This is a genomic window from Pantoea rodasii (assembly GCF_002095465.1).
GTDB classification, from domain to species: Bacteria; Pseudomonadota; Gammaproteobacteria; order Enterobacterales; family Enterobacteriaceae; genus Pantoea; species Pantoea rodasii.
Genome location: NZ_MLFP01000012.1, coordinates 22,718 through 36,168 on the forward strand (window position 1 = coordinate 22,718; position 13,451 = coordinate 36,168).

The 13,451-nt window shown below is 52.5% G+C and carries 12 protein-coding genes and 3 pseudogenes; 9 read left to right on the forward strand and 6 right to left on the reverse strand.

Annotated elements, in window-relative coordinates; translation table 11 throughout:
• Positions 1–116: 116 nt before the first annotated feature.
• Both HA45_RS15500 and HA45_RS15505 read left to right on the forward strand, forming a co-directional pair.
• Positions 117–551 (forward strand): type II toxin-antitoxin system RatA family toxin, encoded by a 435-nt coding sequence (locus tag HA45_RS15500; protein WP_034825580.1) that lies wholly within the window; start codon positions 117–119, stop codon positions 549–551.
• Complete coding sequence (locus HA45_RS15505) at positions 544–834, forward strand: RnfH family protein (protein ID WP_100701323.1); 291 nt, start codon at positions 544–546, stop codon at positions 832–834. Before HA45_RS15500 ends, HA45_RS15505 begins: the two co-directional genes overlap by 8 nt.
• A gap of 53 nt (positions 835–887) precedes the next feature.
• Here the strand turns inward: HA45_RS15505 and bamE are convergent, their stop codons facing one another.
• From bamE to nadK, 3 genes and pseudogenes are all read right to left on the reverse strand, one after another.
• Positions 888–1,235, reverse strand: coding sequence for an outer membrane protein assembly factor BamE (bamE, locus tag HA45_RS15510; protein WP_100701322.1), 348 nt, complete (start codon positions 1,233–1,235; stop codon positions 888–890).
• Positions 1,236–1,419: 184 nt separating this feature from the next.
• On the reverse strand, positions 1,420–3,081 hold the full coding sequence (recN, locus tag HA45_RS28255; RefSeq protein WP_100701321.1) for a DNA repair protein RecN: 1,662 nt from the start codon (positions 3,079–3,081) through the stop codon (positions 1,420–1,422).
• Between the two features lie 96 nt (positions 3,082–3,177).
• Positions 3,178–4,044 (reverse strand): annotated as a pseudogene (nadK, locus tag HA45_RS28260) (NAD(+) kinase); the annotation flags it as partial.
• Positions 4,045–4,166: 122 nt separating this feature from the next.
• Between nadK and grpE the strand changes: the two are divergent.
• Complete coding sequence (gene grpE / locus HA45_RS15520) at positions 4,167–4,745, forward strand: nucleotide exchange factor GrpE (protein ID WP_100701319.1); 579 nt, start codon at positions 4,167–4,169, stop codon at positions 4,743–4,745.
• Between the two features lie 49 nt (positions 4,746–4,794).
• Here the strand turns inward: grpE and ung are convergent, their stop codons facing one another.
• Complete coding sequence (gene ung / locus HA45_RS15525; protein WP_100701318.1) at positions 4,795–5,472, reverse strand: uracil-DNA glycosylase; 678 nt, start codon at positions 5,470–5,472, stop codon at positions 4,795–4,797.
• A gap of 263 nt (positions 5,473–5,735) precedes the next feature.
• Here ung and grcA point away from each other — a divergent pair, with 263 nt between their 5' ends.
• On the forward strand, positions 5,736–6,119 hold the full coding sequence (grcA, locus tag HA45_RS15530) for an autonomous glycyl radical cofactor GrcA (protein ID WP_100701377.1): 384 nt from the start codon (positions 5,736–5,738) through the stop codon (positions 6,117–6,119).
• A gap of 197 nt (positions 6,120–6,316) precedes the next feature.
• Here grcA and srmB read toward each other — a convergent pair.
• Positions 6,317–7,644 (reverse strand): annotated as a pseudogene (gene srmB, locus HA45_RS15535) (ATP-dependent RNA helicase SrmB).
• 137 nt (positions 7,645–7,781) lie between these two features.
• Here srmB and trmN point away from each other — a divergent pair.
• Positions 7,782–8,530, forward strand: a pseudogene (trmN, locus tag HA45_RS15540) (tRNA(1)(Val) (adenine(37)-N(6))-methyltransferase TrmN).
• Here the strand turns inward: trmN and nadB are convergent.
• On the reverse strand, positions 8,515–10,134 hold the full coding sequence (gene nadB, locus HA45_RS15545) for an L-aspartate oxidase (RefSeq protein WP_100701315.1): 1,620 nt from the start codon (positions 10,132–10,134) through the stop codon (positions 8,515–8,517). The pseudogene trmN and the gene nadB sit on opposite strands and share 16 nt — an antisense overlap.
• 442 nt (positions 10,135–10,576) lie before the next feature.
• Between nadB and rpoE the strand changes: the two genes are divergently transcribed.
• The 4 genes from rpoE to rseC are packed head-to-tail and all read left to right on the forward strand — an operon-like array spanning position 10,577 to position 13,259.
• On the forward strand, positions 10,577–11,155 hold the full coding sequence (gene rpoE, locus HA45_RS15550; protein ID WP_038645348.1) for an RNA polymerase sigma factor RpoE: 579 nt from the start codon (positions 10,577–10,579) through the stop codon (positions 11,153–11,155).
• A 27-nt stretch (positions 11,156–11,182) separates the two neighbouring features.
• On the forward strand, positions 11,183–11,842 hold the full coding sequence (gene rseA / locus HA45_RS15555; protein ID WP_100701314.1) for an anti-sigma-E factor RseA: 660 nt from the start codon (positions 11,183–11,185) through the stop codon (positions 11,840–11,842).
• Positions 11,842–12,798 carry a sigma-E factor regulatory protein RseB gene (rseB, locus tag HA45_RS15560; protein WP_100701313.1) on the forward strand — a complete coding sequence of 319 codons (957 nt, stop codon included), beginning with the start codon at positions 11,842–11,844 and terminating at the stop codon, positions 12,796–12,798. Before rseA ends, rseB begins: the two co-directional genes overlap by 1 nt.
• On the forward strand, positions 12,795–13,259 hold the full coding sequence (rseC, locus tag HA45_RS15565) for a SoxR-reducing system protein RseC (RefSeq protein ID WP_100701312.1): 465 nt from the start codon (positions 12,795–12,797) through the stop codon (positions 13,257–13,259). The genes rseB and rseC overlap by 4 nt, the downstream gene beginning before the upstream one ends.
• Positions 13,260–13,451: the final 192 nt, after the last annotated feature.

Sequence of the window (13,451 nt, forward strand, 5' to 3'; positions counted from 1 at the left end):
CCTGTCCTGGGGGCGGTAAAAAACACTCTATTTTAGCACAGCTGGCAAACCCGTGAATTTTGTTTGGTGTCCGAAAATGGTATTATTCAACGGTTTTGTGATGAACAGGAACCATTATGGCCCAGATTAGCCGTTCGGCGTTGGTCCCCTATAGCGCTGAGCAGATGTACCAGCTCGTGAATGATGTGGACGCTTATCCTCAATTTCTCCCTGGCTGCACGGGCAGTCGCGTGTTGGATAACAGCGGAAATCAAATGACGGCTGCGGTAGATGTCTCGAAAGCGGGCATCAGTAAAACCTTTACAACGCGCAATACCTTGATCAGCAATCAGAGCATTTTAATGCAGCTGGTTGATGGTCCATTCCGAAAGCTGACCGGTGGATGGCACTTCACCTCATTGGGGGATGATGCCTGTAAAGTTGAACTAAGCCTCGACTTCGAATTCACCAATATGTTGGTGGAAATGGCTTTCGGTCGCATTTTTAAAGAGTTGGCCAACAGCATGGTGCAAGCGTTCAGTCAGCGTGCGAAAGAGGTTTACCGTGCCTGATATCAACGTTGAGGTAGTTTATGCGCTGCCAGACAAACAATATCTGCGCGCGGTCACGCTGGAAGAAGGGGCGACCGTTGAGCAGGCTATCAAAGCTTCGGGCTTATTAACGCTGCGCAAAGAGATTGATTTGGCCAGTAACAAGGTGGGCATTTTTAGCCGGCCGGTAAAGCTGGGGGATGCAGTTCAGGATGGCGATCGCGTGGAGATTTATCGTCCTTTGATTGCGGATCCTAAAGATTTGCGCCGTCAGCGTGCGGAGCGTTCGGCGACCAATAAATAGCGAAATCGCAAAGACAAAAAAGGCGCTTAGGCGCCTTTTTTGTTGCCGCTTACTTAGCCTTCTTTGCCAGTGAGTTTCGGCTTGTTATCAATATTAGTCAGCGTACCGTTGCTATCAAAGGTCAGCGTCAGGGTTTGTTGCTTCACACCTTCGTGACCTGGTTCCTGGCGGAACACGTAATACCAGACATTGCTGCCAAACGGATCGTGCATCATCGGTGTGCCGAGCGTGTAGGCAACCTGCTGCTGCGTCATGCCGGTGTGAATCTTTGAAACATCGTTGGCGACCAGGTAATTACCCTGATTGATATCCGGACGGTACACCACGCGCTCAAGGGTGGAGCATCCGGCGGTCATCATCAACATTACCACTGCCGCGGCAGTCAGCATTTTACAGCGCATCTATACATTCCTTTTCTGGGGCCAAACGCCTTTTGTCAGGCTGTTTTGTTGCCATCAAATTCTGAACTCTGCATACGGCAGGCTTTATTATGGCGATATGACTGCCGATGATAATAAACCTTTGACCTATTGGAAACCTCTACAGAGCAAGCATATGACCACCAGGCCAGAAAAAAGTGCGGAATCAGGCTGCTAAAAGTTCTTTTGCATTGGCCAGCGTGTTACGAGTGACCTCGCTGCCACCCAGCAGACGCGCTAATTCTTGCAGACGAGCACGTTTATCTAGCGGTTGCATATGAGTTTCAGTCATCTCGCCATCGGTCTCTTTGCTGACGTAGAAGTGCTGATGTCCGCAGCCCGCCACTTGTGGCAAGTGCGTAACACACATCACCTGCGTAGATTCACCAAGCTGACGCAGCATCTTACCCACCACCGCAGCCGTTGGGCCGCTGATACCGACATCGACTTCATCGAAGATCATCGCCGGTGTTTCCATTTTTTGCGCGGTGATTACCTGAATCGCTAACGCAATACGCGACAGTTCACCGCCCGAGGCCACTTTGCCTAAGGGTTGCAACGGCTGTCCTGGGTTAGTGGTCACCCGGAAATCGATGCGGGTGGCGCCATCTGTTGTCAGTTGGTCGGCTTTGAACTCCAGCTCAATGGCAAACTGACCGTGCGGCATCGAAAGGGTACGCATGCTTTGGGTGATCAGTTGGCTCAGCTCCTGAGCGGCATGTTCACGCAGTTGATGCAGTTTTTCCGCGCAGGCCAATGCCGCCTGATGATGTGCACCGACTTCGCTTTGTAGCGTTTCCTGATCGCTCTCTTGCTGCGACAACTGCTCTGCTTCATCCAGCAATTGCTGATACAGCACCGGCAATATCTCGGGCGCAACGTGGTGCTTACGCGCGAGCGTTATCTGACGTGACAGGCGCTGTTCCAGTTCATGCAGGCGATTGGGATCAAGATCCAAACGTTCGCAGTAATGACGCAATTCATCGCTGGCTTCGCTCAGTTGAATGGCGGCTTCTTCCAGCAGATTGAATACACCGCTGACTTTGTCATCCAGCGTCACTAACTCACCCAGCATATTCCGGGCGCTATACAGCAGACTTTGCAGGTTGGTGTCATCGCTATCGGCGAGAATTTGCAGGGCTTGCTGACTGGTTGAGAGCAGTTGGCCGCTGTTAGCAAGACGCTTGTACTCTTCATCAATCTGCTCAAATTCGCCCGGCTGTGGGGCAAATTCGTTAAGTTCTTTCAGCTGATATTGCAGCAGTTCACGCCGCGCTTCGCGTTCCTGTGACAGCTGTTGATGCTGCGCCAGTGCACGGCAGCTTTGATGCCAGCGCTGATAATGCTGGCGCATATCAGCAAGCAGATCATCATGCGCAGCGTAAGCATCCAGCAGGTGTTTTTGATGATCCGACTTCAACAGAAGTTGATGCGCATGCTGGCCGTGGATTTGAATCAGCAACTGGCCAAGCTCACGAAGCTGTGACAGCGGTACTGACGTGCCGTTGATAAAGCCGCGTGAACGGCCATCGGCACTGATCACGCGGCGCAGCAGGCATTCATTACCTTCATCAAGCTGATTTTCCGTCAGCCAGCGCTGCGCCGACGGTGAGGCTTTGAGCTGAAAGCGCGCGCAGATGTCCGCACGACTGGCACCCTGACGCACCATATCTGCTTCAGCGCGGCCGCCGAGGCACAGACCCAGCGCATCAATCGCGATGGATTTGCCTGCCCCGGTTTCCCCCGTGATCGCCGTCATACCACGATGAAAGTCGATCTCCAGTTCACGAACGATAGCAAAGTTACTGATGGTCAGTTGTGCCAGCATGAAATCACCTGTATGTAAAAACAGATATGGTTTTTCATACAGTATAAACTGGTTTTTTATACAGTAAAGTGGCGCGTGGTGATTTTCAGAACAATTTTTTGACCAGCCGAGTTTTGAGCTTAAAGTATTAAAATAATTATAATTTTTTGGATGTATCAGGTTGAGGTGATGCGCGCTTCGGCGAATCAGCACATCTTCACCTTCCTGAATCGGCAACGCGATTTGGCTGTCGCAGCTGATCTCCAAATCGCTACGCAGGGAGGAAAACCGCAGACGAATGGTACTGTTGCTGTTGATCACCAGCGGGCGCGCGGAAAGCGTGTGCGGGAACATAGGCACCAGCGCTATCGCATCCAGCGATGGCGTAAGAATCGGGCCGCCTGCAGAAAGTGAATAAGCCGTGGAACCGGTTGGCGTGGAAATAATCAGTCCATCCGAGCGCTGCGAAAAGGCAAAGACTTCATCGATATACACCTCGAATTCAATCATATGCGCCACTTTTCCGGGATGCAGCACCACTTCATTGATGGCACTGCCAATACGCGGTGAGCACGCCTCTTTGCACACTTGCGCTTCCAGCAAGAAGCGGCTTTCCACAAAGTATTCGCCCTGCAGGACATCATCCAGCTGTTGCTGTGCATTATCCGGGTCGAGATCGGTAAGAAAACCAAGGTTACCGCGGTTAATACCAATCACTTTGATGTCATAACGCGCCAGCACGCGCGCAGCGCCCAACATATTGCCGTCACCGCCCACCACGACGGCTAAATCGGCGCGTTGACCAATCTCCGCCAGGCTGCCGGTTTCCACGTCTTTCAACTTCAGTTCGCGCGCAATTTGCTGCTCGACGATCACCTCATAGCCTTTTGCTGTCAGCCAGCGCCAGAGCATTTCATGGGTGGTTAACGCAGTAGGATGGCGCGGATGACCGACAATCCCAATGCAGTTAAAGTGTTTGTTCATTTAGCAGGGGTTCCTCATAAGCCAAAACGGCCAGGCAATGTGATGGGTTCACTTGAAACCGTCAAACTGATCCCCATAATAAGCCAACCAGCGAGATGAATGTGCAAAACGCGGAGAAATTCATGAGTAGTAAAGAACAGAACACCCCTAACGAGCAAGTCTCAGACGAAATTCAACAGGATCAGCAGCACGTGGACGCCGAGACGGCAACTGAGGTGGATCCGCGTGATGAGCGTATCGCGCAACTGGAAGCGGAATTAGCCCAGTCGCAAGGTGGCGTGCGTGAAGCACAGCTGCGCGCTCAGGCGGAGATTGAGAACATTCGTCGCCGTGCCGAAATGGATGTAGAAAAGGCGCACAAATTTGCGCTAGAAAAATTTGCCAACGAGTTGCTGCCAGTGATCGATAGCCTCGAGCGCGCGCTGGAAGTGACTGACAAAGGCAACGCTGAGTTGGCCTCAATGATTGAAGGCATCGAACTGACACTGAAATCCCTGCTGGGTGCAGTGCGTAAGTACGGTGTTGAAGTGGTGGGTGAAACCAATGTGCCGTTCAATCCGGATGTGCATCAGGCGATGTCGATGATTGAATCAGAAGACATGGCGCCGAATCACGTTCTGATGGTCATGCAGCGCGGTTACACCCTCAATGGGCGCCTGCTGCGTCCTGCGATGGTGGCAGTGACCAAAGCCAAAGGCTAATCACTCTGCTGAATACCACAACGGCCGCTGATTGCGGCCGTTGTCATTTTTAAGGCAGGACTGGCATCCAATCGATGGGTGCCTGGCCAGACTGGCTCAACAGCGCATTTGCCTGTGAAAAGTGTTTGCTGCCGAAAAATCCCCGGTGTGCCGAAAGCGGAGAAGGGTGCGGCGCTTTTAATACATGGTGACGTTGCGTATCGATAATGCTGCCTTTCTTCTGGGCATGTGATCCCCAGAGCAGGAAAATCACGCCTTCACGATGTTGATTGATGGTGCTGATCACATTGTCAGTAAACGTTTCCCAGCCGAATCGCGCGTGGGAATGCGCTTTGCTGGCTTCGACCGTCAACACCGTGTTTAACAGCATCACACCTTGTGTGGCCCAGCTTTCGAGAAAGCCGTGCTGTGGACGTGTAAAGCCCGCGATATCCTTCTCTAATTCCTTGTACATATTCAGCAGTGAAGGAGGGATGGCCACGCCGGGAAGCACGGAGAACGCCAGGCCGTGAGCCTGATTAGGGCCGTGATAAGGATCCTGACCCAGAATCACCACCTTAATATCGCCCAGTTCAGTCAGACGGAAGGCGTTGAACACGTCTTTCTGCGGCGGATACACGGTGATACCTGCAGCACGTTCATTGGCGACCGCCTTTAAGGTCTCGATGAAGTAAGGTTTTTCTTTCTCTTCAGCCAGCACGTCGTGCCAGGTCAGCTTCTCAGCCATCTTTAACTCCCTGCAAATTTTTGCGCCTAGCTTAACGTGTCGCACGCGACAGCAGAAGGGTAAAAATAATTTGAAAAAAATGCAGAAAAAGTTTTTATGCGTAATGGTTGTAAATCAATTTGTTAGCCCTACTTAGCATTTTGCTGGTCAGCAAAATTGATGCAGGTCAAAACGACAGCAAACCCACGGTGATATATCAATGTGTCAGATCAATGGATACACCGCGTGATGAGACATCGCGCATTAAAGCCCTGGAGGTCACTATGATTACCGGTATTCAAATTACTCAGGCGAATAACCCACACCTGCTGAACTCATTCTGGTTGCTGGATGATGAGAAAGCAGAAGCCCGTTGCCTGTGTGCAAAAGGCGATTTCACGGAAGATCAGATCGTTGCCATCAGCGATCTGGGCGATATTGCTTACCGCGAAATCCCACTGGAGCAGAAACCTGAGGTGCGTATTGAGGGTGGTCAGCACCTTAACGTCAACGTGCTGCGTCGCGAAACCTTAGAAGATGCGGTTCAGCATCCGGAAAAATATCCTCAGCTGACCATTCGTGTTTCAGGTTATGCGGTGCGCTTCAATGCACTGACGCCTGAACAGCAGCGTGATGTGATTACGCGTACTTTCACTGAAAGTCTGTAATTGATCGGCTGACGAAAAGTCACACAGCAATACAGGCCGCGTCGATGCCCATCGGCGCGGCTTTTTTGTTGCTATCAATTCTGAAAGGGATAGCGGCATGGGCCCTTGCCATCAAACCTTTAACCGAAGCGCTATTTTGACAGGCTAAAGTTAAAAAAAACGCCTCAAAAGAGGCGTTTTATTGACGGCGTGATGATTTATTCTGCACTGCTCTCTGGCGTGCTGCTGCCGCTTGCCTTACGGCGCTTACCGACATTTTTAGTGTCGCGATGACGCTGTTTGACGCGTGGTTTTTCAGCTTCTTTCTCTTTGCGCTCTTGACGCTTCGCAAGGGCCTTTTTCGACGGTTTACCCGTGACTTTAGCACTCGGCGCACGCGATTCTGGACGCAACTCATCAATCATACGCGCTTTGATTGGCTCGTTGATATAACGGGTGATTTTACCCAGCAGCACATGGTCATGTGCTTCAACCAGCGAGATCGCCGTGCCCTTACGGCCTGCGCGTGCGGTACGGCCGATGCGGTGCAAGTAGATATCGGCAGTAAGCGGCAGGTCATAGTTAATCACATGGGTGACATCATCAATGTCGATGCCACGTGCCGCCACATCAGTCGCAATCATTACGTTAACGCGGTTTTCGTTGATGCGCTTAATCGCTTCGTTGCGGTTAACCTGCACCATTTCACCTTCAAGATAGCTGGTGCGGATACCGGCTACATGCAACCACGTCACCAGTTCATGCAGACGTTCACGCTTACGCACAAACACAATCACACGCTTGGCGTCAGGTTGCTTCAACAAATGCACCAGCAGCTTGGTCTTGTGCTCAAGGTTGTCAGCGCGGTAGAACCATTGTTGGATCTTTTTGCGTTCGCTCTTGCTGGGATCGGCTTCAATTGAAACCGGATCGTTAAGCAGGCGCTCGGCAAAATCTTTGATGTTTTCGCCTTCGAGCGTGGCGGAGAACAGCAATGTTTGTTTACGCCAGCGAGTTTCCGCAGCGATGGTTTCGATGTCCTGCGCGAAGCCCATATCGACCATACGGTCTGCTTCATCCAGAATCAGCGTTTCAACTGCGCGGCAGTCAAAGTTTTCTTCTTTGATGTATTGCAGCAGGCGACCGGTAGTGGCCACCACGATGTCCTGGTTTTCGCTGAACACTTCGGCGTGGTTCATGTACGCCACGCCACCAGTGATGGTGGCGATATCCAGGTGCGTGTGTTTTGCCAACTCACGGGCATGATCGGCAACCTGCATCGCCAGTTCGCGGGTTGGCGTTAAGATCAGAATACGTGGCGGGCCCGATTTTTGCGCGGGAAGTCGAGCAGATGCTGTAAAGCGGGCAGCAGAAAAGCAGCGGTTTTCCCCGTTCCGGTTGGCGCCGAACCCAGAACGTCACGGCCTTCCAGCGCGGCAGGAATGGTCTCAGCCTGAATGGCAGTGGGGCGCGTGAAGCCTTTTTCCTGCAGCGCTTGCAGCAGGCTTTCGTCAAGTTCGAGTTCGGAGAATGTGGTTACGGTCATGGTCTACCTCAGTTTGGGGCGCTGATTATAGACAGATCAGACATAATCTTCATCTGTTTGTGTACAGCAGGTGAAGGTGAATTCCCATCCCGACCACGTTACACTCCCTGGAGTAAACAATTCAATGGTAGTGAAGAATGTCTCAAGACCCTCCGCAAACGCGGGCGATGTTAAGAAAAGATGGTTTCACCTTTAAGCAATTTTTCGTGGCGCATGACCGCTGTGCCATGAAAGTCGGCACCGATGGCGTATTACTTGGCGCCTGGGCGCCGGTGGCGGGCGCACGTCGAATCCTCGATATTGGCTGCGGCAGCGGATTGATTGCGCTGATGCTGGCACAGCGCACTTCTCATCAGGTTTTACTGGATGCCGTTGAGTTGGAGGCCAGTGCAGCCAGTCAGGCGCAGGAAAATGCGCAGGCATCTCCCTGGGCCGATCGTATCACTATTCATCATCAGGATATCGTTAGCTGGAGCGATCAATGTGAAAAACGTTATTCGCTGATCGTGAGTAATCCGCCCTTTTTGCGCCGGGTACCGCCTCAGGCAGCACCGAGCGCGATAACGCGCGCAGCACCACCTCGCTTGACCATCCCACACTGTTGCGTTGCGCGGCACAACTGATCGAAGAAGAGGGGATTTTTTGTGTGGTGCTGCCAGAGGATGCGGGCGAAAGCTTGATTCCTCTGGCGCTGGCTGAAGGCTGGCACTTACGTTATCGCTACGATGTGGCGGCCTATGCCCAACGCCCGCCGAATCGGCTGGTATTAGGTTTTTCACCCACGGCTGGCGAAACCCTGTTAGAGCGACTCGCGATTCGCGATGAAGACAAAAGTTACTCAGCTGACTGGCTGAGTCTGGTCAGCGATTTCTATCTGTTCCGGTAATTGTCAGGCTGCAATTGCGTTGGTAAGGCGTCAGGGAGTTGATCGGGGTAATCAGGCGTATAGTGCAACCCGCGGCTCTCTTTGCGCTCCAGCGCACAGCGCACCATCAGCTCCGCCACTTGCACCAGGTTGCGTAACTCCAGCAGGTTGTTGGAGAGACGGAAATGCGCGTAATACTCATCGATCTCCTGCTGCAGCAGATTTATGCGGCGCAGTGCGCGCTCCAGCCGTTTAGTGGTGCGCACAATCCCCATGTAATCCCACATGAACAACCGTAATTCATGCCAGTTATGCTGAATCACTACGCGCTCATCGGCGTCATCCACGCGGCTTTCATCCCAGGCCGGAAGCTGATCGACGGCGGCTACATCCGGCAAGCGGCGAATCATGTCTTCAGCCGCTGACCAGCCATACACCAGACACTCCAGCAAAGAATTCGATGCCATACGATTGGCGCCGTGCAGGCCGGTGTAACTGACTTCGCCAATCGCATACAGCCCATCGACATCAGTGCGGCCTTGCTGATCAACCATCACGCCACCGCAGGTATAGTGCGCGGCGGGGACGATTGGAATCGGCTGTTTGGTCAGGTCCAGGCCAAAGGTCAGCAATTTTTCGTAGATCATCGGGAAGTGCGCACGCACAAAGCTTTCTGGCTGGTGGCTGATATCCAGATACATGCAATCGACACCGAGACGTTTCATTTCATGATCGATGGCGCGAGCCACGATATCGCGAGGCGCTAATTCGGCGCGCTCGTCGAAATCGGGCATAAAGCGCGTACCATCCGGGCGCAGCAGCCAGGCACCTTCACCGCGCAGGGCTTCTGTCAGTAAGAAGTTCTGTGCCTGTGGATGGAATAAGCAGGTGGGGTGGAACTGGTTGAATTCCAGATTGGCTACGCGACAACCAGCACGCCACGCCATGGCAATACCGTCACCGGAGGCCACATCCGGGTTAGTGGTGTATTGATAGACCTTCGCAGCGCCGCCAGTGGCCAGCACCACGGCGCGCGCGCGGCAGGTTTCCACCTGTTCGCGGTTACGGTTCCAGATCCATGCGCCCACCACACGACGTTTCCCCGGCAGGCCCAGTTTATCTGACATGATTAAATCCACCGCATTGGTGCGTTCAATAATGCGGATGTTGGGATGGCTCAGCGCCTGGCTCACCAGCGTGGTTTCTACGGCGCGTCCCGTGGCATCGGCGCTGTGCAGAATTCGACGATGGCTATGCCCGCCTTCACGCGTCAAATGGTAACGCGCTTCGCCGTTGTCCTGTGATTCTTTGTCAAAAGCCACGCCATTATCGATCAACCACTGCACGCAATGGCGCGCATTACTGGCGATGAAGCTCACGGTTTCGCGTTCACACAAGCCGGCACCGGCAATTAAGGTGTCTTCAACGTGAGATTCAATGCTGTCTGTTTCATCAAACACCGCGGCGATTCCGCCCTGGGCATACAGCGTCGAACCTTCGTTAACCTGTGCTTTACTCAACACCGTTACCTGGTAATAGGGCGCCAGACGCAGCGCCAAAGAGAGGCCCGCAGCACCGCTGCCCACAATTAACACATCACACTGATAATCAGGAATCGACGTCATGGTGTTTAATTTACTAAACAAAAGGTCTCCTGAGCATAAGCCTGGAAGCCTGTCCTGTGAAGTATTTTGAACAGTTTACGCCGGAAAATTATCCAGATAAGCGAGATATTAACGCGATTTCAGTGAGTTATGTCTTAAAATGAGCACATTGTGTTTTTTATACCAAACTCTCTGAAAATTCAGGTAATAAAGGTGAAAATTAGGGCGTCATAGGGTACTCTGCCAGCGATTATCGGTGCCGCAAAAGACACCAACGGCGTAGCAAGTCGCTACACTGAAAGACAATCAACAACAATGATGTCGTGGTTCCGATACGGAAATTATCTGGTCGTAGTGAACTTCAGGCCAACATATGACTCTAAGCGCATGCTTGCTCACAACAATGAGATGTGCTGGCAGTTCACTTACGCATTAAAAGAGATTTGGGGAGACATTACCTCGGATGAGCGAGCAGTTAACGGATCAGGTTCTCGTTGAGCGGGTTCAGAAGGGAGATCAAAAGTCATTTAATTTACTGGTTATTCGATACCAGCATAAAGTGGCGAGCCTGGTTTCACGCTATGTCCCTTCAGGCGATGTGCCTGATGTGGTTCAGGAATCCTTTATCAAAGCGTATCGCGCATTGGAATCCTTCCGTGGCGATAGCGCCTTTTACACATGGCTGTACCGCATTGCGGTGAATACAGCTAAAAACTATTTAGTGGCTCAGGGGCGTCGTCCGCCATCCAGCGATGTCGATGCGATTGATGCCGAAAATTTCGAAAGTGCGGGTGCATTAAAAGAAATTTCGAACCCTGAGAACTTAATGTTGTCAGAGGAACTGAAACAAATTGTTTTTCGGACCATTGAGGCGCTTCCCGAAGATCTGCGTATGGCCATTACCCTTAGGGAATTGGATGGCTTAAGTTACGAAGAGATTGCCGCCATCATGGACTGCCCGGTAGGTACCGTTCGTTCTCGTATCTTCCGCGCCCGAGAGGCCATTGATAATAAAGTTCAACCGCTTATCCAACGTCAGTGATAACGGCTACTGGAAGGGTACCAAAGCATGCAGAAAGAAAAACTTTCCGCTTTAATGGATGGTGAAACTCTCGATAATGAGCTGTTGGGGTCGTTGTCGAAGGATGCAGATCTTCAAAAAAGCTGGGAGAGCTACCATCTAATCCGCGACACCTTACGAGGTGATGTCGGTGAAGTGCTGCATTTTGATATCTCCGCACGCGTTGCAGCGGCCATTGAAAATGAGCCATTGCGCAAAGTGACTCCGCTGATTCCTGAAGCGCAGCCTGAGCCATCACGCTGGGAGAAAATGCCGTTCTGGCGTCGTGGTGGCACCTGGACTGCACAACTGGCGCAGATCGGTGTGGCTGCCTGTGTATCGCTGGCGGTGATTGTGGGTGTTCAGCACTACAATACGCAACCGGGCGGTAGTGCGACAGAAACCTCTGATTCCCCTGCGTTCAACACGCTGCCGATGATGGGTAAAGCTTCTCCTGTCAGCCTTGGTGTGCCGTCTGATGCATTCGATACCAACAGTTCGAATCAGCAGGTGCAGGAGCAGCGTCGTCGTGTGAATGCCATGTTGCAGGATTACGAATTACAACGCCGTCTGCATGCCGATCAGGTTCAGTTCGATGAAAAGAACGACCCACAGCAGGCGCAAGCTAACGTCCCAGGAAATCAGTCGTTAGGAACTCAACAGCAGTAATGAAGCAACTTTGGTGTGCCGTTAGCCTGCTGGCAGGCAGCCTGCTTTGGTCCTCCACCGCCCCGGCGCAGACATCTGCTTCCGGGGCGTTGTTGCAGCAGATGGAGCAGGCAAGCCAGAACCTCAACTACGAATTCGCCTACATCAATGTCTCGCGTCTGGGCATTGAATCACTACGCTATCGTCACGCAGTCATCGATAATCGCATTTTCGCCCAGCTGTTGCAGATGGACGGGCCGCGCCGTGAAGTGATTCAGCGCGGCAATGACATCAGCTATTTTGAGCCGGGGCTTGATCCCTTCTCACTGCCGGGCAATCACATTATTGATGCGTTGCCTGGATTGATGTTTGCTGATTTTTCCCGTCTTGGCGATGCCTACGATTTTATTCCAGTCGGGCGCTCGCGCATGGCCGATCAAATGTGCGAAGTGGTACGCATCGTGTCACGCGACGGTACTCGTTACAGCTATGTCGTGTGGCTGGATGTGGATACCAAACTGCCGCTGCGTATTGATTTGCTCGATCGTGATGGTGAAACGCTAGAGCAGTTTCGTGTGATCAGCTTTGCGGTGGATGAAGGCGTGCGTAACCTGATGCAGGGGCTGGAAAAAGCCAATCTGCCGCCGACCTTGTCACTGCCAGCGGGTGATAAAGTGCAGCTCAGTTGGCAGCCAGGCTGGCTACCCGCGGGGATGACGCTGATTTCGCAAAGCCGCCGCGACATGCCGGCCATGAACAAAACTGTGGAATCTCGTCTGTATAGCGATGGCCTGTTTAGTTTCGCCATCAATATCACGCCTGCCGATAAAAGCAGTGTGCCGCAGTCATTGCGCACTGGACGTCGTACGGTGCAGACAGAAGTGCGCGATAATCGTGAAATCACCGTGGTGGGGGAATTACCGCCTGCTACGGCCAAACGTATCGCGGACAGCATAGATTCAGGTGCACAAAAATGATGAAAGAATGGGCCACCGTGGTGGCGTGGAAAGAAGGTATTGCCACGCTGCACTCGGAAGCGAAAACTTCCTGTAACAGTTGTTCAGCCCGTAAAGGCTGCGGCAGCCACGCACTCAATCAACTGGGCCCTAAGAACGCCCATGTGATGACCATTGCCAGCCCGGAGCCTTTACAGCCCGGTCAGCGCATTGAATTGGGTATCCGTGAAAGCAGCCTGTTAGGTTCGGCGCTGCTGGTTTACATGACGCCGCTGTTTGGCCTATTTTTATTGTCGGGAACGTTTCAAATGTTGTTCCACAGCGACCTGGCTGCCGCTTGCGGTGCGCTGTTAGGCGGTATCGGTGGTTTTATTGTGGCTAAAGGGGTTTCCGGCTTATTTGGCCAACGTGAGGCCTTCCAGCCGGTCATTCTCAGCGTGGCATTACCGCCCGACGCCTTGCGTGTGGAAAACGAAGTTTGATCCCTGTCGGGGCCGCGTCTTGCGCGGCCTTTTCATTTTGGCTTAACCGCTGAAATCAGTTGCGATTCCCCACAGTTCCATTCTTTAACGCGCGGCGTTAACAGTGTAATATGCGTCGTCATTAATGAGGCTGACAGGGTTCCAGGGGAAGCATGCTTTCCTGAATGTGTCTGTGCTCAAGTTTTCCACTGA